General features: G+C 49.6%; 21 protein-coding genes and 1 other RNA gene. 3 read left to right on the top strand and 19 right to left on the bottom strand.

From position 1 onward, the window contains the following. Window positions 1-41: 41 nt before the first annotated feature. Window positions 42-1,049, bottom strand: a complete 1,008-nt coding sequence (locus tag GP475_RS03570) for a siderophore ABC transporter substrate-binding protein (RefSeq protein WP_187975764.1) — start codon at window positions 1,047-1,049, stop codon at window positions 42-44. A 365-nt stretch (window positions 1,050-1,414) separates the two neighbouring features. Here GP475_RS03570 and GP475_RS03565 point away from each other — a divergent pair, with 365 nt between their 5' ends. Then, window positions 1,415-2,059 carry a TetR/AcrR family transcriptional regulator gene (locus GP475_RS03565; protein WP_223144677.1) on the top strand — a complete coding sequence of 215 codons (645 nt, stop codon included), beginning with the start codon at window positions 1,415-1,417 and terminating at the stop codon, window positions 2,057-2,059. A gap of 84 nt (window positions 2,060-2,143) precedes the next feature. Here the strand turns inward: GP475_RS03565 and GP475_RS03560 are convergent, their stop codons facing one another. The 8 genes from GP475_RS03560 to prfB form a co-directional block, all read right to left on the bottom strand. Next, window positions 2,144-3,601 (bottom strand): aldehyde dehydrogenase family protein, encoded by a 1,458-nt coding sequence (locus tag GP475_RS03560; RefSeq protein WP_187975285.1) that lies wholly within the window; start codon window positions 3,599-3,601, stop codon window positions 2,144-2,146. Between the two features lie 133 nt (window positions 3,602-3,734). Beyond that, complete coding sequence (locus GP475_RS03555; RefSeq protein WP_224399905.1) at window positions 3,735-4,661, bottom strand: AraC-like ligand-binding domain-containing protein; 927 nt, start codon at window positions 4,659-4,661, stop codon at window positions 3,735-3,737. A 189-nt stretch (window positions 4,662-4,850) separates the two neighbouring features. Next, window positions 4,851-5,231: a transfer-messenger RNA gene (gene ssrA / locus GP475_RS03550) on the bottom strand. 345 nt (window positions 5,232-5,576) lie between these two features. Further along, entirely contained in the window at window positions 5,577-5,969 is a 393-nt protein-coding gene (locus GP475_RS03545; RefSeq protein ID WP_187975283.1) for a DUF488 domain-containing protein, read from the bottom strand. A gap of 3 nt (window positions 5,970-5,972) precedes the next feature. Beyond that, a complete protein-coding gene (gene smpB, locus GP475_RS03540) occupies window positions 5,973-6,470 on the bottom strand; it encodes an SsrA-binding protein SmpB (protein WP_187975282.1) in 498 nt (165 codons plus the stop codon). A 75-nt stretch (window positions 6,471-6,545) separates the two neighbouring features. Further along, window positions 6,546-7,448 (bottom strand): permease-like cell division protein FtsX, encoded by a 903-nt coding sequence (gene ftsX / locus GP475_RS03535; protein ID WP_187975281.1) that lies wholly within the window; start codon window positions 7,446-7,448, stop codon window positions 6,546-6,548. 20 nt (window positions 7,449-7,468) lie between these two features. After that, entirely contained in the window at window positions 7,469-8,158 is a 690-nt protein-coding gene (gene ftsE, locus GP475_RS03530) for a cell division ATP-binding protein FtsE (protein WP_187975280.1), read from the bottom strand. A 46-nt stretch (window positions 8,159-8,204) separates the two neighbouring features. Then, a complete protein-coding gene (prfB, locus tag GP475_RS03525; RefSeq protein ID WP_187975279.1) occupies window positions 8,205-9,314 on the bottom strand; it encodes a peptide chain release factor 2 in 1,110 nt (369 codons plus the stop codon). 60 nt (window positions 9,315-9,374) lie between these two features. Here prfB and GP475_RS03520 point away from each other — a divergent pair, with 60 nt between their 5' ends. Then, on the top strand, window positions 9,375-10,217 hold the full coding sequence (locus GP475_RS03520) for an inositol monophosphatase family protein (RefSeq protein ID WP_187975278.1): 843 nt from the start codon (window positions 9,375-9,377) through the stop codon (window positions 10,215-10,217). A gap of 29 nt (window positions 10,218-10,246) precedes the next feature. Further along, window positions 10,247-11,038, top strand: coding sequence for a histidinol-phosphatase (hisN, locus tag GP475_RS03515; protein ID WP_187975277.1), 792 nt, complete (start codon window positions 10,247-10,249; stop codon window positions 11,036-11,038). 47 nt (window positions 11,039-11,085) lie between these two features. On the opposite strand, the gene GP475_RS03510 is transcribed toward hisN, so the two are convergent. The 10 genes from GP475_RS03510 to GP475_RS03465 form a co-directional block, all read right to left on the bottom strand. Continuing rightward, window positions 11,086-12,144, bottom strand: a complete 1,059-nt coding sequence (locus GP475_RS03510; RefSeq protein ID WP_187975276.1) for a S1 family peptidase — start codon at window positions 12,142-12,144, stop codon at window positions 11,086-11,088. Between the two features lie 223 nt (window positions 12,145-12,367). Beyond that, window positions 12,368-13,123: a hypothetical protein gene (locus tag GP475_RS03505; RefSeq protein WP_187975275.1), complete on the bottom strand. Its 756-nt coding sequence runs from the start codon at window positions 13,121-13,123 to the stop codon at window positions 12,368-12,370. Window positions 13,124-13,138: 15 nt separating this feature from the next. After that, a complete protein-coding gene (locus GP475_RS03500; protein WP_187975274.1) occupies window positions 13,139-14,686 on the bottom strand; it encodes a serine/threonine protein kinase in 1,548 nt (515 codons plus the stop codon). Between the two features lie 17 nt (window positions 14,687-14,703). Further along, on the bottom strand, window positions 14,704-15,120 hold the full coding sequence (locus tag GP475_RS03495; protein WP_187975273.1) for a hypothetical protein: 417 nt from the start codon (window positions 15,118-15,120) through the stop codon (window positions 14,704-14,706). Window positions 15,121-15,246: 126 nt separating this feature from the next. Further along, window positions 15,247-15,525 (bottom strand): hypothetical protein, encoded by a 279-nt coding sequence (locus GP475_RS03490; RefSeq protein ID WP_187975272.1) that lies wholly within the window; start codon window positions 15,523-15,525, stop codon window positions 15,247-15,249. A 521-nt stretch (window positions 15,526-16,046) separates the two neighbouring features. Further along, the gene (locus GP475_RS03485) at window positions 16,047-16,364 is read right to left on the bottom strand and encodes an alpha/beta fold hydrolase (protein ID WP_187975271.1); all 318 of its coding nucleotides are present in this window, start codon (window positions 16,362-16,364) and stop codon (window positions 16,047-16,049) included. 390 nt (window positions 16,365-16,754) lie between these two features. Continuing rightward, complete coding sequence (locus tag GP475_RS03480; RefSeq protein ID WP_187975270.1) at window positions 16,755-17,708, bottom strand: hypothetical protein; 954 nt, start codon at window positions 17,706-17,708, stop codon at window positions 16,755-16,757. Between the two features lie 23 nt (window positions 17,709-17,731). After that, window positions 17,732-18,454, bottom strand: a complete 723-nt coding sequence (locus GP475_RS03475; RefSeq protein WP_187975269.1) for a DUF262 domain-containing protein — start codon at window positions 18,452-18,454, stop codon at window positions 17,732-17,734. Window positions 18,455-18,643: 189 nt separating this feature from the next. Then, window positions 18,644-19,624 (bottom strand): hypothetical protein, encoded by a 981-nt coding sequence (locus GP475_RS03470; RefSeq protein WP_187975268.1) that lies wholly within the window; start codon window positions 19,622-19,624, stop codon window positions 18,644-18,646. A gap of 109 nt (window positions 19,625-19,733) precedes the next feature. After that, complete coding sequence (locus GP475_RS03465) at window positions 19,734-20,762, bottom strand: phosphatase PAP2 family protein (protein ID WP_187975267.1); 1,029 nt, start codon at window positions 20,760-20,762, stop codon at window positions 19,734-19,736. Between the last annotated feature and the right edge of the window lie 6 nt (window positions 20,763-20,768).

The following is a 20,768-nucleotide window of genomic DNA, read 5'->3' as shown; positions in this document are numbered from 1 at the left end:
ATCGCGCCTCTCCGGTGAGTTTTCTAGGTCATAACCTGCACTTATTTTTGTGCTTCGAAAAGGTCCGCCATCCCATTGAGAATCTCAGTGTAGGTGATGATGTTCTCATTGGTGTAGGTATCATCCGGCGCATAGTAAACAGCTTTGTTGCTCACGGCTTTCACCTTGCTCAACAAATCATTTCCTTCAACCACCTGCTGTGCGGCTGGATGCCCTTCGGTCCCCTTCTGCCCGATTCCCGCATCCCTATCCATAACCAAGATGATGTCCGGATTGGATTGCGCGATAGCTTCAACAGAAATGTCATCACCTTTGTGATTGTCTGAAGAGTTAGCAACCTCCAAAGCGGGTGTTAATCCAATGAGGTCAAATAGCGCACCATAGGTTCGTCCCTGATGGGGGGCGATATATCCGATTTCCCCTCCCGACACGTTGATGGCCATGACTTTCTTAGCTGGATCATAGGCCTTCTTCACACGCTCAACTGCCTGATCGAAATCCTTAATAAGCTGCTGCGCTTCATCTTCTTTGTCGAAGATCGTCCCTAGCGCCGCAGTTTGCCGCTTCAGCTCACTATCTAGCGGTTGACCATCCCGAGGATCAAGTTCGACGATTGGCACATCAGGGTTGAGCTGCTTGATGGCATCATACTGCCGGGAAAAACGCTGCCCGTTAATGATCAAATCCGGATGTGCAGCCACAATTGCCTCTAAATTAGGCTCTCGGTGGCTGCCAATATCTACGATATCATCGTTGTTCTTATAGTCCGGAACAGTGAAAGGAACAATGGTTTTGGGGGCTGCTGCTAGCTTTACTCCCCAATTGTCCAGAATTTCAAAAGCGCGGTTATCAGTCACTACTACCCGCTGCGGCGGCACAGGAACCTCTTGGGTTCCGTGGTTGTCTTCGATACTGATTGTGCGCGCAGCCTCAGCTGCTGAACTGGCGGAGGATTGATCCGATCCCGCTTCTCCTCCCGTGGAGCAAGCCCCAAGAGTAAAAACAACAGAAGCGAATAGTACCGCAAGATATTGGCGCTTTTTATTCATGGCGTCCTTTTCATCTGGATTAATTGCGTTGCCACCGAAGCTCGATGCCAGCAAGAGGACAAGGCACCACATGCCGCCCATCAAGCTTGGAAGCTAAGTATAACCAAACTTCCATTAGTTAAGCAATCCTCACTTAACAAAATGGAGGATCTCTGCAGCTAATTGATGGCACGACATCTAAGGCATCACTCAGTACTTTGTTAGAACTTCAACAAAGCACATTCTCACTACCCCCATACAGGGGTTTCAATTTCATAATTATCATCACTTTTGAACCCGAATCTAGACTGCATAAGTCCGCAAATATAGCCCTTGTCAGTCATAAAAAATCCCCTACTGGGATGAAAGGCGGTAACGTTTAGACTATGAACACATATCAAGGACGGAGAAGAGGCCCAAAGCCCCAATTTAATGAACTACATTTGATTGAGTCCGCTTTAAACGCCGGTTTGGATAAGTTCACCTTGACGGGGGTAGCACGCGATTTGGGTGTATCTACCCCATCTCTGTATCGAATCATCGATGCGCGTGCAGATTTAGTGGACTTGTGCTTAAGGCATATTTCCCAGCAAAAATTCCTACCGTCCCCTGTTTCGGTTACAAAACATAAGGGCGAGCCGGAGTGGCAATCCTATATCTGGGGGATGTCGGAGATGCTGTGGGATCTCATGCAGCAATACCCTGGTTTAAGTTTGGCCTTAGCTCAACATCCTGGAGCGCCTGCTCACGGAGAGCATTACATTGTCCAGCTTAAAGACAAACTTGTGGAAACCGGTTTTCCGGGTAAAGAAGAATCACTGGACTTTATTATTCACCTCATCGGGGATACGGTCATCACCACTGATATATTCACGACTCATATGCGCAGCGTGGATAGCTATGACTTAGCCAAAAAGAATCCTCATCCCGATGCGGATGAGGTTAATCAAGTGGGGAAGGCCCAGTTAGAAACTAAGGTGCAATTTATTATTGACGCCGTTGCCGCTGGCGTGAATTTACCTACTGCGTAACAATCCCCCACGGTAGCTGTTCCAGCAAAGTAGGTATGGATCCGCCCCCGCCTACTTTGCTGTGACCTGCAGATAAGACAATATCTAGCTACCGTAGTGCAACCATACGGCTTTGGTTTCGGTGTAGCAGTCCAAGGCTTGGGGGCCCATTTCTCTACCCCATCCAGACTGCTTGTAGCCACCCCATGGTGCTGCCATATCTGGAATCGGAAGCATATTGACAAAAACTGCACCGGACCGTAGGCCATTGGCGATGCGTTGACTCTCAGCTATGTCCTTGGTCCAGACCGAAGCAGCTAACCCATATTCTGAAGCATTAGCACGCTTGATAACTTCATCCAGTTCATCTTGGCCGTCGTAGGCCATAATGCTAAGTACCGGGCCAAATAGTTCCTCTTTTGCCAAAGTGGCCTCATCAGATACGCCACTGAAAATCGTGGGTTCAAGGAAATAGCCTGGGCGGTCTATCCGCCCACCTCCGGTAACCAGTTCTGCCTCCGAACGCCCAATATCAATAAATTGGGCGACGCTATTGAGGTGCTTCTCAGACACTAAGGGGGTAAATTGGGTCGTTTCTTCAGCTCCTGCCCCGACGTTTAACGAAGTCACCGCTTTTGCTAGCTTGTCGACAAACTCGTCATGTCGTTGGGCGTCTACGTAAAAGCGGGTGTAAGCGGCGCATACTTGGCCGGAGTTAAGTAGCGCTCCACCCACGTTGCCGGCTACCGCTTGATCAATGTCGGCAGTGGCAGTAATAATCGACGGGGCCTTGCCGCCAAGCTCCAGCGTTAAACGCTTCAAATTGGAATCCGCCGCAGCATGAGTAATCACCTTTCCGGTCGCCGTGGAGCCGGTATAGGACAGGTGGTCAATATCAGAATGAGAAGAAAGCATAGCTCCTACATCCCCACCACCAGTAACGATATTTACTACGCCGGCGGGAACTCCAGCTTGTTCACACAGTTCCACCAGGCGAATCGAGGTCAAGGGTGTTACCTCTGAAGGCTTAATGACTACGGTATTTCCCGTAGCTAAAGCAGGTGCCAACTTCCACGCAAGGATCATCAGCGGGAAGTTCCAGGGGGTAATGAGCGCGTTGACACCAACTGGTTCACGTCGGGTGTAATGCAAGGTGTTAGGGAAACTCACGGGGTTTGTTGTTCCCTGAATTTTGGTGACAAATCCCCCAAAGTAGCGGAAGTGTTGGGCTGCGCCAGCCACGCTGACTCCGCGAGCCACGGAGATCGGTTGACCTTGGTCAAGCGTTTCTAGTTGCGCCAATTCCTCAGCATTCTGCTCAATGAGATCTGCAATAGTAAAAAGGATTTTAGCTCGCTCAACGGGAAGAAGATTAGCCCATTCTGGCGCGCTCAACGCCTGACGGGCGGCGGCTACCGCATCATTAACCTGCTGTTCAGACGCGCTTTTTACCTCGTGGATCACGTCTTCTGTAGCCGGGTTGATGGTAGCGATTGCCGCACCATCACCTGCCACCCATGAACCGCCAATATAGAGCTGCTGATCTGACCGAACGTGAGACATTGGTATCCTCCCAAATAACTCCTAGGTGATGTTCCTCACCTTTTTGGCCCAGCTTAGGTGATGCATCTCACTTATTTTTGTCGGCTGATGCAGCGGACTTGCCCCACGATGCAGGTTTCCTCGTCTTCGGTATCTAGCGACCATTGCGCGCTTGGCGTGGAGAAACCCCGAAACGCTTTTTAAATGCGCGAGAAAAATAGGCGGCATCGGGTAATCCGCAGCGAGCAGCAATGGCACCTATCGACAAGTCATCGCAAGTTTGGTCGTTAATCATCACATGGGCGCGGTCCAGGCGTCGCTGCTTAATCGTCGCCGCCACACTCAGATCAGACTCACTAAACGCCGAGTACAACTGCCTCAAAGAAATAAAATGCGCCTTCGCGATGGCACTCGGATTGAGATGCGGATCATCCAGGTGAGCGTCGATAAATTTTTTAGCACTGCGCACCAACTGCGCTTTTCCGTCGAGGGAATATCCGACGTCTTCAGCAGCCGCAAGGATAATCGGTCGCAAAATCGCCACCGACATTTCCGCTAGTTGACTACCTGTGCGGGTATTGAGCGCATCGAAGTTCTTTGCCAACTCCTGGAAAAACGCGGTCACTACTGAGCTTAAGGCTCTTTCTTTGGTGAGAGTTATCGCGGTTAAATCATCGAGGACCGCGATGGGCATACTCCAATCTTCTCGCGGAACCATGAGCACTAGGATCTTTGAGGGGACGGGGAAAAACAGTTGGTAGGGGCGTGAGGTGTCGTAGATGGCAATATCGCCTTGGTTGAAAAAGGCGGTGCGCCCATCTTGCTTTAAGACGGCCTGCCCATACAGCAGAAGAGTGACTTTTATTTTTTGGCTGTGGGAAGCGGCAATGAGCTCTTCGGTTCGGTGTACCGCGTGAGGGGCAGCTTGGATGAGGAAGAAGTTGATTCTCCCGACGTCGTGGGCTTTTACCGATCCCATAAACGTGTCTTCCTGAATTGCGGAGATGTCTAAAGGAACCACGCTCGCCGACACCATTTCCCGAAACTCAGCTAGTTTCACCATGCCAAGACCGCTATCCATCCTGCTCACCCACTCTTTCCAGAGAAGACAACCAACCCTTCTGATGCGCTATGCCTCATCCTCGCCCAGCGAGTAATGCCATAACGGTATAACAAAACTTTTTCTCCAAGGAGAAATGTGGGTACCTTTTCTAGTTTTGTCCGACGCAAGAGAAAACACCCGGTCAAACCGACCGGGTGTTTTTCGTCTTTGTGGAGCTGCCGGGAATTGAACCCGGGTCCTCCGACATCTTGCCAGGGCTTCTCCGTGCGCAGTTCGCGCGCTATCTTTCCTCGACCCTCTGGATCAGGCGAACGTGTCCAGATGATGAGCCCAGTTAACGGTATGAAGTCCCTTCCCGCCCCGCTAACTCGGCGGAAAGGCTAGTTCCCTAAGTCGATGCCGGCGCCCAGAACGGGAACAATCCTGGGGCCGACAGACACGCGGTCGCTGAATTAGGCAGCGAGGGCGTAGTCACGCTGAGAGGTTTTCTCGGCGCTTATCAGTTGCTACGACGCTTACGGTGGTCTCTAGCCTGCACCGGCACGCTTCCCCTGGCTTAATGCGCGAAGTCGAAACCACATCAGCCCCTGAATCACACATTCACGACGGGCACGTGCCTTTGTCGTGGTGGATTTACTTTACCTTTTGATTGCTCATCATGCAAACCTGCTGCTGTCTTCATCGTGTCCACCACAAAACAGTGCTTTAGCCTGAAACGTCTTCTCCTTCAGCGCCTCTAGATACAGCTTGACCGTATCCCCCACAGTGCTCGGATAGATGTGGGACGCTCAGTGCATCCGCTGCCTGATCCCGCGTTCCATGTCCCCTATTCCCGCGGCACTCTTAAAAACTTGAATGTATTCCCGCTAGTGGGTCTGTGAAGCTACGAGAGCCTGTGCGCCCAACCTTTTCTGCCACGTCACGGTACGCCCGCTACGATCGAGCGCACTGCTCCGCTAACCACTGCGCCAACACGTGAGCGTGGTTAACACTCCGATCCCGAGCAGCATACAGCATAGTAATTGGGGATTTTTCTACTAGCTCCATAAGGATCCTGGTATCGTCGTCTCCCCCATCAGCCAAAGCAGCTAACTCTACACGGTATTTCTGGCTAAATTCTGAAAACTTCTCTGGGTCGTGGTGAAACCATGCTCTTAATTCGGGGCTCGGAGCAACTTCTTTTAGCCAACAATCAAGATGAAGTTCACTCTTTTTCACTCCCCGTGGCCAGAGCCGGTCCACCAGCACTGTTGTCCCCTCAGCCAATGAGCGATCTTTGAGGTAATCATGAACTTTAACAACCTTGATTCTTGGCAATAACAACATGATTTATCCGCTCATGCCCTTAATCCGACGCCCCAACTCCTTAACTACTTCGCGTTCTTCAGTCCGACGCTTAATGGCATTACGCTTATCATAATCTTGCTTACCTTGAGCCAATCCAAGTTCCACTTTGACCCGGCCGTTTTTCAGATATAGCGACAAGGGGACAAGAGTGCGGTTTCCGTCGCGCACTTTTCCATAAAGGCTGTCGATTTCACGCCGGTGTAATAACAATTTCCGGGTGCGCCGTGGTGAGTGATTTGTCCAGGATGCCATGGCATATTCGGGAATATGCAATTGCCGTAGCCACACCTCGCCCTCATCAATGGTGGCGAAGGCTTCTGCTAGGGACGCTCTCCCCGCCCGAAGAGACTTAATTTCCGGACCTACTAAAACAATGCCGCATTCATAGGTATCCAAAATATTATAGTCGTGCCGCGCCCGCCGATTACTCGCGATAATTTCCCCACCAGGAGGACTTTTCTTCTTTTTCTTTTTAGCCATAATGCCCCTACCCTACCGAGTTCTGGGTCATTTGTTAAGAAGCCCCTCGGCACAGTAGAGGCAGATCGGGAAACGCTATTTCCTTACATAAGCGCGCAGAGTTACTTGAGCGGTGACGGCCGCAAACACCAAACCAATAACCAGCACAATGGGAATGACTTCCCAAATTTGCCCGGTGGTAATAGGCGCAATAAGGCGGGAATCGTAGAGCCCTGATAAGGCTTTATCTACCACAAAGTGTTTGCCTAGGAATAACCCGAAACCCGCAAACACCGCACCAATAAGAGCAGCCACCGCGGCTTCAAGAACAAACGGTGCTTGGGTGTACCAGCGCGACGCACCGACCATTCGCATGATCGACATTTCATTGCGCCTATTAAAAGCCGCGATTTGCACCATATTTGCGATAAGGAAGACCGCCGCCACAGCCTGGATAGCCGCGATCAGGAAAGTGGCGTTACGCACAGCATCCAGGTTCTCTACCGCTCCGCGTAGATCATCACCTTGATCAACAACCGCACTGACTTGCTTCATATTCCGCACCGGATCCAAAGGTGAGGAATCAAGAGGATCTTTAAGCCGTACGTGGATAGCCGCCGGAAGCGCATCCGGAGACGTTTCCTTCACTAGCTGAGGATCAGTGTGTTGGAAGATTTCCACAAAACGGTTCCAACTAGCTTCACGAGAACGGTAAGTGAGGCTTTCAATCCCGTCTACTCCGTCGAGTTTATCCATGACTTCCCGGCAAGCATCGGAGGAACAGTCTTTGTCCTTGGCGGAGATATCTTCATCGAGCTGCACCATGACTTCCACGCGGTCCAAGTAAATCTCTTTTGTCCCCTCGGACATTTTTGTCACGAGGATACCGGTAGCCAAGAGAGCTAGGGAAATAGCCGTAGTAATCACCAGAGCAATGGTCATGGTGATATTTCGGCCCAAGCCACGGAAGGCCTCTCTGAGAATAAAACTTAGTTTCATGCCTAGTACTCCTTCCCCGGCTAGCGAGATTCCCCATAGACGCCACGGACATCATCTCGGACCAGGCGTCCCAGATTCAGTTCAATGACTCTTTCTCTCATGTCATCCACCGCGCGTTGATTATGCGTAGACATAATAACTGTGGTTCCGGTCCGGTGAATTCGGCTGAGCAGGTTCATAATTCCGTCTGCGGTCTCTGGATCTAAGTTTCCCGTAGGCTCATCAGCTAAGAGGAGTAACGGCCGGTTCACAAAGGCACGGGCTATGGCAACACGCTGTTGCTCACCACCGGAAAGCTCATGGGGCAAACGGTTAGCTTTTGCCTCTAGCCCGACGAGTTCCAGGGTTTCTGGAACAATAGATTTGATTTGGTTCTTCTTCTTACCGATGACTTCCAGCGCAAAAGCAACATTGTCATAAACATTGAGCTTGGGGAGAAGGCGGAAGTCCTGGAAAACATAGCCAATCCGCTGCCGCAGTTTATTGACCTGCCGGCCGCGAAGCTTGTTGACGTGGAAATCGGACATCCACACATCTCCGGATGTGACGTTTTCCTCGCGGATCAATAATTGAAGGAAAGTAGACTTCCCTGATCCAGAGGGGCCGATTAAGAAGACAAACTCGCCTTTGTCAATGGTCAGCGAGATATCATCGAGCGCCGGCCGCGTCGAAGTGCGGTAGGTCTTGGTTACCTTGTCAAACGTGATCACCCCACTACCATAGCGTGACTAGTGGGACAGGTGAAACAGATGTGACTTAGGTTTCGTTCTTTCGCTGCTCAGCAACCCGCCACCGGATGCCCGCCTCTAAGAAGCCATCAAGATCACCGTCGAGCACTTTTTGCGGGTCCCCTACCTCATAATTAGTCCGCAGATCCTTGACCATTTGATAAGGATGAAGGACGTATGATCGCATCTGATTCCCCCAGGAAGCATTACCTCCTGCACCCAAAGCGTCAAGCTCAGCGCGTTCCTCGGCTCTTTTGCGCTCTAAGAGACGGGCTTGGAGCACCCGCATCGCAGAGGCCCGATTTTGCAGCTGAGACTTCTCATTCTGACACGTCACCACAATCCCGGTCGGCTCATGGGTAATCCGCACCGCTGAATCGGTGGTGTTGACTGACTGACCACCAGGGCCGGAAGAACGAAAGACATCCACTTTAATTTCTGAATCCGGAATATCAATGTGATCTGTCTGCTCAACCACCGGCAGCACCTCAACTTCAGCGAAGGAAGTTTGACGTCGAGCCTGATTATCAAAAGGACTAATGCGCACAAGTCGGTGTGCTCCTTGTTCCACCGACAACGTGCCATACATATATTCCCCGTGTACCACTAACGTGGCGGATTTAATTCCCGCCTCCTCGGCATAGGAGGTGTCATAAATATCTACTTTGTGGTTGTTCTTTTCTGCCCATCGGATATACATGCGCATGAGCATTTCAGCCCAATCGGAGGCGTCTACGCCTCCAGCCCCAGAGCGAATATTAAGAACCGCTTCACGCTGGTCATACTCCCCGGAGAGCATCGTTTTTACTTCAAGGGCTTCCACCTCAGCACGAAGTTCCGCCAATTCAGACTGGGCCAGATCTTCGCCTTCGGCTTCTTCTTCAGCAAGTTCAAAAAGTACGGGCAGATCATCCAAGCGCTGACGGAGGTTGCGCAGCTTCTTCAGCCGGCTTTGAACATTGGAAAGCTCAGTTGTCACTTGTTGCGCGTGATCAGGATCATCCCACAAACTTGGGTCAGCTGCCTGGGCTTCTAATTCACGTACCCGATCAGCCATCTCACCTGGGTTCATGACCTTTTCAATGGTGGTCAACGTGGTCCCAATATCATCAATTGAAGAGCTGATTTCCGGTCGCATGTCTTCGCAGTTTAGCCGTTCACTTCAGCACCCGACACCAAGGCAGGGCACAATAGCCTCATGCAGGACTCTCTCAGCCTTTTTCTCGATACCCACCGCCACTCCGATGATGCTCAGATCGCCCACGATTTAGTCCGCACAGCAGGTCAACTGGCGTTGCAGATGCGCCAAGAAGGAATCACCACAGAGTACAAGACCTCTATTTCTGATGTGGTCACCGACGCTGATAAAGCAGCAGAGAACCTGGTATCCAAGGCCCTCGCCGCATTAAGGCCCGACGACGGCATCCTGGGCGAAGAAGGCACCCAACGGGCTAGTCAGTCAGGGCGAACATGGGTCATTGACCCGGTAGACGGAACCTATAATTTCACCTCTGGGTCGGATTATTGGTGTTCCGCTGTGGCGCTGGTTCACGGGGACACCTCTGCGCCTGACCGCATTGAACTTGGCGCAGTTCATCGCCCCACCACAGATCAGACCTGGATTGGCGGCCCTGAGCTCCCCACCACTTGTAATGGCGCACCGCTGAACCCCCTTGCGCAGGACGGGAATCCAACCGCGGATGCTCCCCTTCCCGGCTTAGCTGAGGTGAGTTTGGGAACTTATCTCCACCCCAGTTGGATGCAACGCGAAGAGGTGCTCAAAGCCTGGCTATCGGTAGCCAAAGTTCCAGCAACTATCCGCATGTTTGGGGCAGCCTCGGTGGATCTCGCCTTGCTAGCGTCGGGCACCCTTGGCGGTTGGTTACAACACAGCGTTAAAGATTGGGACTGGCTTCCCGGCGCGGCTTTGGTCAGTGGTGTCGGTGGAACAACCGCCGCAGTTGAGGCCGGCGGAGTCACCTGGAAAATCGCCGGAACCTCAGGAGTAGTTTCTGATATCTCACGCCTACTGATCAGCTAGCAAAGCTCATAGACCGTACAATCGGCACCATGACTTCCTATGCCGATGATCTTGCTTTTGCCTTGGAATTAGCAGACGCCGCAGATTCACTGACCTTAGACCGTTTTGAAGCCAGCGATTTAAAAGTGGACTCAAAACCAGATATGACTCCGGTATCTGATGCTGATTTGGCAGTAGAAGAAGACCTGCGTTCAAGGATCAAGGAAGCTCGCCCCTTTGACACCGTTATTGGTGAAGAATTCGGTGGCGAGGTAGAGTTTCACGGTCGCCAATGGGTCATTGATCCCATTGACGGAACAAAGAATTTCGTTCGTGGTGTCCCTGTGTGGGCAACCCTGATTTCTCTCTTGGACAACGGGAAACCCGTGGTGGGTGTGGTATCTGCCCCTGCTTTAGGGCGGCGGTGGTACAGCGCCGTAGGCGGCGGCTCCTGGCGCGTCATCCAGGGAGGTTCCCCCAAGCGCCTGGAGGTTTCCGGCGTCACCGATATTGCCGACGCCTCCCTATCCTTTTCCTCGCTCAGCGGCTGGAAAGACCGCGAATTACGCGAAGAATTTATAGCACTCAGCGATAAATGCTGGCGACTTCGCGGCTATGGGGATTTCTTCTCTTACTGTCTCGTTGCCGAAGGAGCGGTGGATATTGCCGGTGAACCGGAAGTATCCCTCTGGGATTTAGCCGCCCTTTCTATCCTCGTGAGCGAAGCCGGCGGACGTTTTACATCCCTAGCTGGCGAAGAGGGACCCCACGGAGGCGACGCCGTCGCCAGCAATGGGCATCTCCATGACCTAGTGTTGAGCACACTGCGCAAGGACAACTAAAAACCCTGAGCTTTCTGCCAGAAGCCCCTGGCAGAAAGAATGTCAATCTAATTTGCTAAGCGGAACCCGGACCCTGCTGCCCCACGACCGTTGATGTCTGCTAGGCCACTATCAGCCCGGCGAACCACCGTGGGCATGAAGAGCATTCCTTGAAGTGGGGTGTGGCAGGCAAGACTGTAGTCCGGGTACACGCCGCCAGATACCCACCCCACCAGCCGATCACCTTGCCATACCGGCGCCCCGGAATCACCTTGCATGGCACACACTTGAGTGAGGAACACATCGGAGTCTGTGTTGAGTGTGATCCCGCAGGTGGTCCCCGTGGCAACTCCGGTTTTACAAACTTGTTCCCCCGGGTGAGGAGCACCACCAACCGTATTGACCGTTAACCCGTTATAGCTCCGGGTAACTTCAGCATTGTCATGAAACTGGATGAGGGAATAATTCGCAGCTGGGTTACTTGCAACAACTGTGCCGCTGGGGCCAACTCGCCAGGAATCTGCAGAGCTTACTGAATCACCCTGGTTACCACAGTGGCCCGCAGTGATACCGATCATCCTTCCTTGGGCGTCATAGCCTGCTGCAGTTAACGTGCAGAGGTTAGAGTTCCCCACATAGATGGGGGTTCCCGGCCCGTACAGTGATTTACCTTGTTGCTCTGCGGCATGAGATTCTGGCGGAATATCGGGGGCATCAAAGTAGCTTCCATTAACCCGGTGCAGCACTAGAGGATCGAGAGGCTTGCCTGCCAAAACACGAGACAGGAGGTCATTCGTCCAGTGATAATTTCGGTCCTGGGGACCCGGATTCGTAGGTTGAGCCATGGGCGCCTGAGCGCTGAAAGGTTGTGGCGCTGGGGAGGTTACTGCGGGTGTCGGTGCCTCCACTAGTTCCGGAACAAAGTCAGGAATCAGGGGTCGGAATTCTTGGGGAATAGCGGCAGAAACAGCCTGCTGTACCGCGGGTGTGGAAAGTGTCTTTTGTGCCTGAGCTGATAAAGAATCCAGCTCACTCGCAGAAGCTTGGTGGAGCGGTAGTCCGGGTAAGAGACCAGCAACCCCTAGACCGATCATTGCAATTGCTGTTTTCCTGACTATTGAGCGCATGTTTCACACTTTCCCGATGGCTACTGCGGTGTCCGCGAAGAAATTAATTGACATCAATTATCTTGGCATAGAAACTAGCGGCACCATCCAGGAAAAGCACTGCTCACGGAGGTAATTCTAAGGCTGAGAAGAATTACAATTTGGTCACAGTTGAATTGGCACAGCTAGAAGCAGACCGCCATGATACGTTCTCCCCTCTTTTGCGGGTAGTCAAAGGGAGATATCAAGAATCTTTTTTATTCGCCATGCAGGATTTACGTTCCGCCTCCACCAATTTCAGGTCATCAATGGTTACTAAATTGGAGTCTAAACAAAACTGAACCAAGGTAACCTTCCGATTGCGTGGAAGGTTTTCTTTAGAGCCCACTAATCCCGGAACGAGATCCCGAAGATGATGACAAAGCCGGTCTAATTTCCGTTCTAATCGCTTGGGGTTAGCACTCCACCCCAGCAACTGTGAGGCTTCGGAGGTTTTGAGAATCTGCCCATAATCCCCGGATTGAAAGACCTTTGAAGCCAAGGCAGCGATGATCATTCGCTGTGGAGCATCTAGCGGATCAAGGTCTGTGGTCTCCACCGGACTGAGGGAGGATTCGTCATCTTCGTCCTCAGGGATGTCCTCAACATCCAAGTAGTCCACATGCGCATCCATGACATAGGTTTTCCCGCCTACGCTGACTGAAATTAGAAAATCTTCCCAGCGGACCCTGGTAGCAGTTTGCGGCAGGAGCGAATGTAGAACTAGGTCATTATCTCCCAAGATGTTCACTCGGTAATGCGGTGAACAATTTGTGATTTGCCAATCGTCTCCTACTGCAGTGATTTCTAATAAGGTGCGATGCATGAGGCGATCATCTTCGCCAATTGCCAGATCTCCCAGTCTGCCTATGCTAAAAACACCTGAATCGGGCACCTCGTGCAATTGCGTCACGGTGCCAATCTCAAATTTCGGAAGATTCCTTCGTGACTCTGTGCTCATTATCTTGTGTTCCCTTTATGAAGATTGCCAGTTTCTGAGTAATACAATTCCGGCACCACACCGAAGTTGAAGCGAACTAATTCCGCTTCCTGTTCCACTTAATTGTTCTAGCGTAGCTCCTCTATTTACTTGCAAGATAAGGACATTGTTTGCTTTGTCTTGGATAGAACATACCGTCGACCTTTTATTGGCTTTATCCCAATAGTCCTGAGTAATTGTTATTTGAAGAGTGACTTCCGGAGTTAAGACATATTCTCCGCGAATAAATGAACCTTTCCCGAGAAACTTCTCCTGTGCCTCAGACTTGTTTTGCGTTACCTGAGCTTTGTCCCTTGATCCCGGCGGGTTAAAGATATAAAGCATCCCATCTTCTTGATTAAGACCTGGATTTTCCAGATTGATCGAAAGAGAACAACCTTCGTCGACGGAGATGTCATCGGGAAATGATTCCTCGGCGGGGAATTCCGCAAAATTATAGGTGCCAAATTCATTTTGCTCGGAGTTCAGAGCAGAAAGAACCTCCGTGCTTGGACAGTCTCCAGGTAGCGATAAGGAGCCCTCGGGAAGGGAATTTTGAGATTTTTGGTATAAGGAAAAACTGTTAACCCTGAGAGCAGAACCACGACACCTGCTACCGTCAACCATGTTCGCCGTTGTCTTGACTGCTCTGAAAAGCTGAAGACACTTCTCTAGCTGATCCAGGAATTCTGCATTAGAGCTATATCTGCGCTCTGGGTCTACACTTAGGGCGCGATAAAACACATTGTCGGCATTTCGTGCGCCTGGAAGTGAACATACCCTGGAGAATTGCGGCCGAACTTCCGAGGACTGAATGCGCTGATACTCCGCCAACGGCGAACTACTATTTTTTAACTTCTTATTGAGATGAAAAGGGCGGGAACCACTGAGAAATTCAAAAACAAGGACCGCGAAAACGTATCTGTCACGTGCCGGGTTGGCGGAATGTGGGCCAAAAGACTCCGGCGACATATAGTGCGGTGTGCCGCGTGGTGACGTCGTCTGACCGCTCCGGAGATCAAGCCCAAAATCAGAAATTAAGGCACGGTATTTTCCGGCCCCGAGTCCAGATACGACGATGTTCGCTGGCTTGATATCACCGTGAATGATGGGAGGACTACGATGATGAAGCTCATCAAGGGTGTGCCCTACTTGGCGAAAGAGGTCCCAGAGCACCGTGAGCTGTTCTTCCCTGGACCAGCCGTTGTCTGACATCCGCCGGACGAAGGTGGCAAGATCACCCATTTCACCATAAGCCATGGTGAACCATGGGTAGGAACGAGAATCGGAGTGGTGATAGAACCCACTGCTGTAGACCGGTACAACCCCTGGCAAACCGCTACGGGAAACTTGTCGAGCCTCCGCCCACATTCGGTCCAGTGACAAGTGTCCCTGTGGAGTAAGGAGTTTGAGGCACTCGTAGCGGTCCAGAATTGTGTTCCACACTAAATACACCTGAACCGTAGGGGCTAGGTATAACAGAATATCTACCTCATAGTCGTCCAGATGCTGGCTGATTCTAAGAAAAGGAGAAACGTCGGACATGCGCGGCCTCGTTATTATCAATTCGAGGTGGCAGCAATTTTTTCTTGCGCTATCTGAGCACGTTCTTTCCAATAGGGATCATTAGCGCTCATTTGTTGTTGAGGTGGAACAACCGTACCTTTATTAGGAACTGCGGCTGAAAAGCAGTGTCCGCCGCACCACAACTGACGGGGATTTTCCTGGCTGCGGCATTCCCAGATACTGGGTTCTCCCGACGTTTGAGTGGAACTGTCGGAACTCTGAGTGGAGTAGGTACCCAGCTGACAGTTGTACGTATCCTCCCCTTGAGAAGCATCTTTATAGGTAACTTTAATGTCCTTGAATTCCCTGGGGATAGCCGATTCCTCTGGATGTGCAGCGGCATATTTCGCAACATCGCCGATGAGAGCGTGAGTAACATCAAAACACATCGTGTCTGCTTGCCCACAGCTCATATTGGAAACTGACAAACCTTGGGCAACAGACTCTACTCCATCAGGAATGGTTTGGTTTGATGTTGCAGCACACCCGCTCGTCTGCGGTTTTTGACCTTCTTGACAGGGTTTTAATAAATCGCCATTCTAATTTATATATTCAATAGTTGAGTGAGACTCCGCGCTAGATGCGGTGTCTTTTTTATTATTTCCAATAAAATATATGCTAACACCAATAATCGTGAGCAATATAATTATTAAACACAGAAGAACAATGACGATATTATTGTTTTTAGAATTATTCTGCATTGACGGCTGAAAATAAGGACCGCTTTGTAAAAAACCTGCCCCATCGCCAGAACTTACACCATTAAAAGTTGCATCTCCAGGGTTCCATGTCTGTTCTGAATTCTGACTATTAGGCATACTTAAACCTTTACCGCAACGAGTTTCTCTTTAACAGCTAAATCATTATTTTTGTTCAAAAGTACCCATAATGCACCGAGCCACTGTTGAAGGGTTATCAAACATAGGCACATGACCCAGTCCAGGAAGTAGTCGCAACTCTGCTTGAGGAAGTAGACTCTTCTGCTGCTTCCATCCGCATATTAGAGGTAAGTCCCTTGTACCCCAAAAGCAAATTATTGGATGGTGACAAAGATCCTTAGTGAATTCCCATCGAGATTTACGAGCTGCTTCCGCACACTCAACGGCGGCCATCGCTCTTGCATCTCTTAACGCCACCTCTGCTGGAATTCGCCACGGTTTTGCGGAAACAGTACCCAGCATTAAGACTCGCCCGATACTTGATCGAGATAACCACGGTAGTAATAGATCAATTCTTTTGGCGAGGCTTTGCATCGCAAGAAATTGCCATGCAATTCGGCGAAGATCAAGGCCGTTTTTAAAGAATCCCCCTGGGTTAAAGGTTTATGGCAACGGCCGCCTTACCTTGCAGCGCCAACTGTATTGCTAAAAATCCCCCCCAAGGAATTCCCTACCACCCAGGGTGATTCCTGAGCGCAGGTCTGATCTATAAGCTTGTCGAGATCATCAACCAAAGCCTGAATATAATCCTGGTGAGATAAATCCGACATCGGAGACTTCCCGTGGCCTGGTAAATCCACTACGAGCAGTCGATAATCTTTCCTCAAGATCGGAACGACCTCCTCCCACGCATGACGCGAATGGCAGAGCGCATGCAGCAACACAATGGTGGGTGACTTATCAGGGTTGATTTCCGTGTATGAGATTGCGTCGGGCACTGTCTTTCTACTCCTTACCCCACACGGTCCGGAATGATCGTGCTTTCTCTCCGGCCAAATCGTTCTTGGCCTGGAGCAAGATCAACACCACAACCAGTGTTTTGATCCAGTCCTCTTTGTAGGCGAACTGAGGAAATTCTGGAGAGGAATCTGCACCAACATGATGATAGAACTGTGGTGAAGATAATTTTTCCTGAACAACCTCATAGCTCTAGCATATATCAACACTGCCAAAACATATATACAATCTCTTTTTGGTGAAAAATGTCCGACGGATGGGCGTGATCGTGACCTTTCCCTGGGGAGAGAAAATGCTCATGGATGGCAGAAAAGCAGCCGCCCCCATGCACCTAGGCGATACCGTGGGGCGGCGATGTCTTTGGGCCAGATCTAGGGGGTCAATGGCGAATCAGAGTTATCTGACCCCAGGCCAAGGAAAGCATTAAGCCTGTCAGCTATGGCTTGTGCTCGAACATCAATAAACTGTTCGTAATTTTCTTCTAGATCTTTCCCATCAGAAAAGTCCACCAAGTGGGCTTTCAAATCCGCTTCGCTCATGGCGTGGCGATACTCCGAAGGACGTTTTTTGCCAATCCCTAAATTGGTATCCTTATGAATTGGAGCAATGTTTGCTATTTGATTAATCTCATCATCCTTGAGATCAGGGCGCATTTCTTTTAGCAATGCTTTCGGGAAAATATGGTGTTCGTCTATCTCATTGGCGCGATTAAGCGTCCTTGACATGATTCGTCGCCCATTACCTTCCCAATCACCAATATTGTCTTCGAGTAGCGCCATGAACAATGTTTTGTAAATCCCGGAGCTGCGCTGAACACCAATAATGTCCTTTTTGGAATACCGGAGCTTATTTAAATCCCCCAATCTATCAAATAGTCCTGAGACCCCGTTGTCTCTAAGAGTCTTAAGATCAAGATCAGCGACGGTATTACTACCGCTTCCAAAATGACCGTTCGCGTTGACTATGCGAGCCCAGTACTTAAGCTTTCCCCAATCCAGGGAAGCTTTCTTTTCTTCCTCAAGGTAATGGCAATAAGCCATAATGACCACTATATAGTCAGATGACATGCACTTTTTGCCGCTGAAGCCCCACCCAGAGAGGCGATCCACCGCCTTCTCTAGATACTTCTTCGCACGTGGCCAGGTTTCTTCCAGTTGCTTACCGGAAACGTGGTTCAGATTCTTATAGTGCACTGAACCGGTGATAAGCGCCGTCTTTGTCCGAAGGATAGGGTTGAGGTCAACCTCAATTTTCGTAACTAGCTGCTCCTGAAGATCTTCAAACTTCTCAAGAGAATTACCCCATTTTGCAGTGATCAGGGCCAATGCAAGATCCTCGCTTTTTAGCTTTACCCACCAGAATTTACCCGAATAAAAATCTCGGTGACTTCTTCGTAGGACAGCCCGCTATCAAGAACGATGCAGCTAAACTCGGTTTTACGTAACTTATCCAGATCAAAGATTTTTTTATAATATCTACGACGTGAATTAGAGTCAGAGATAGGCAAACTGTCATCGATATATTCCATTGCTGCGTCGGGATTTAAAGCAGTTTTTAATGGAATCCAATGTGGAGAATTTTGAAAATCCTTATCTCTCCCGATAGAAAATATCTTCTTTCTTTGAGAAAGTGAGTCAGGAAGATCTGTTTCAGCACCATCATCCTGTGAGTCTTTATCATGATCCAGATTAAAGAATACCTTCAGAGGCCTGACACGGCCCTTTACTTTTAGATCCTTACCCTCAAGAACTCGCATCAAAGAAGTCAAGCGTTGCTGACCATCGAGAAGCATCCTCTCAGCCATTCCAGAGCCAGGCTGATCAATCTCTACCGCAAAATCCCTTTGCCGGGAGGCTACACCATCATTTCCATCAGATAATTTCCACAACATCAAAGAGCCAATAGGATAACCTCGATACAGGGAGTCTAGGAAACTGATTATCCTTTCCTTATCCCATACGTATCCACGTTGCATCTCAGGAAGAACAAGTTTTCCATTCTGGATATCCTCCAAGAGACTCTGGATAGATTCTCCACTACTCTTCGCTATAGAATTTTCATTAGAAGCCATAGTTGGCACCCCTTTTTGCATTCTCAATATTCTTAAATAATGTCAATAGCGTTAACGAGATGCTACTTAAGTACACCTCTATAGGGTTAGTCCATATCTTTTCCTCTCATGGTTAATTACCTATAAAAATAAAAGACTTTTTATACAAATTTATTATTGCCATGAAATCTCTTTCTCAGAAGTAAGAGATCAGCTTTTATTAGAAATCCACCATCTTTTGCTCACCATCGGTGGGTGGTCACCAATAAAAATGTTTTCAACTTTATCTGCAAGATAATAGACTTTATCCCAGTTAATGGAAGTGTTTTCTTCAAGTTCTTCCCATGACATTTCATCAAAACTTAAACCTGATGGAACTGCATCACAAGGCAGCCTGCTTGCCGCCAAAATAGATATAGCTTCACATTCTAGGTAAAAAGTCTCTTCAGAAACTCTATCTCCCACTAAGGCATTAAAAATCTGATTAACTTGAGAATTTTCATTCCACACCACTGTGTAGCCGTCATCCATAAGGAGGTTTGCCAAGAATTCAATGATGTAGAAGAAGGCATATTCTGATTTGAGGAAATTAGGGTTAAGCTCAAATCGGTACCAACAATTCAAGGGCCCTAATGCTGTTGGATCTGGTTCTTCCACCATCCGTGGCCCCAGGTACAGACGTGGAGCACCTACTACTCCATCTTGAGTAAATGAGTAGTATTCCCCACTAACTACCACTGCTCCACACAACCAAAGGTTGGCTAGGCAGTGGATTTGAGCTTCATTAAAGTCAGGAAAAAGATCCTTGTAGTACAAGATGAGCTGTGGGGCCTTTTCAGCCACCTCTGATTTTGGCCCACGCCTCCTAGTGTATGAAGAACGTAGATTTCTCCAGGAATATTGCACTGTACTAGTGTCTATATCCCATGAACCATAGAATTCTCTCCCTCCTGCCCTCATTACTTGAGCATCCGGATGAACTTTAAGGTTCCAAATCTCACAATCTTCTACTGGATAGGCAAAAATTTTATTATTACCTAAAGATAAAACTTCATCAGGTATTTGGGATACAATGTGGGCAATTGTATCAGCACTAAAACCTCTATATTGACAGCTCCACTGATAAACTAACTCTTTTAATTGAGGAGATCTATTATCTGGAAACTTCTCCATCATTTCTAATATACTCATCGGATTTTAGGTTCCCCTAGCTTCTAGATAATTGCTTAATTTCTAGAAGTCATTGTGCCAAGATTCGTGGAGAAGTCTAGGGGACAATTCCCCTCCCCCGATAGTTGCTCTATTGCTGCTCTAATACCCGGTGTTCTTCTTCAGAACCTACAAGGGATTCATAGATGAATAACCCTATGGCGATTATCGCAAATGTAAGCCCAAAACTTGCGATGGTATCTGTTGGATAGTGCGCAGCTACCGCCACTCTGCTTATCCCCATAATGACGCCATACGCAGCGCCGATCCACAAAAAACTATAAGCAATTTTTTGACCTAGTGGCCGAAGAAGTATTCCTAGCGCCGCCAGAATAGTTCCTTCTTCCGTATGCCCCGAGGGGAATGAACGATGCCCGTTGGGAAGATTAATATCCCACCAGAGCGTAAATTCGCCTTTACCTGCGGCAACTTCATAAGGCCGGAATCGTCCCCAAAGATCCTTCATACCCGTGTTGATTTCATGCCCTAGCCAGATCACAATCAAGGTACAGATCGCCGCTATGGTGAAGGCTTTCAGAGTGGCGTCGGACATCTTCGTGAGCAGCAGATGAGTAAGGCAACAGACGACAGCCGTCAGCACCAAAGCAACCATGACGGCAGGCAGAATCTGTTCCCAAGTCTGCTGTGATCCTGAGTCATTGTTCGCCACTCCGATGGCCACACCTTCTGCAGCGTTTTTACGCCAACTCCTTAGGTAGTTCATCATTTGCTCTGACCAGTCCAAGAGGATGAGAAATGCGCCCCAGGTGAGAAGGAGACAAGCGAGCCAGGAGAAGAACTGGGTTATCCCCCGAGGAGATAGCGATGACTTCCTGAAGAGATAATGGATGAGTATATTTAGGGCAATTGCAGAAATGATGACCGGCGGAAACTCTCCGAACGTTTGGAAGAAAGTCCCGAAAACACTGTTCTGATTAGCGAAGCGTGCCGAAAAACCCTGTTCAGTCCAGGTGAATGCGGCCATGAGGACTAGGATCGCGATCAGCACCACCACGTATCCGCGGTTGAGCTGGGAATGTGACACTTGGGGCGACGCCTGCTTGATGGGCACAGCTGAGCGCTGGGATTTAGACTTTCGAGTTAAGGAGATGTTACTCATGGAAGT

It is taken from the genome of Corynebacterium poyangense, assembly GCF_014522205.1.
Lineage (GTDB): Bacteria > Actinomycetota > Actinomycetes > Mycobacteriales > Mycobacteriaceae > Corynebacterium > Corynebacterium poyangense.
The sequence above is the reverse complement of the archived record's forward strand: the minus strand, read 5'-3'. Positions and strand labels throughout refer to the sequence as shown.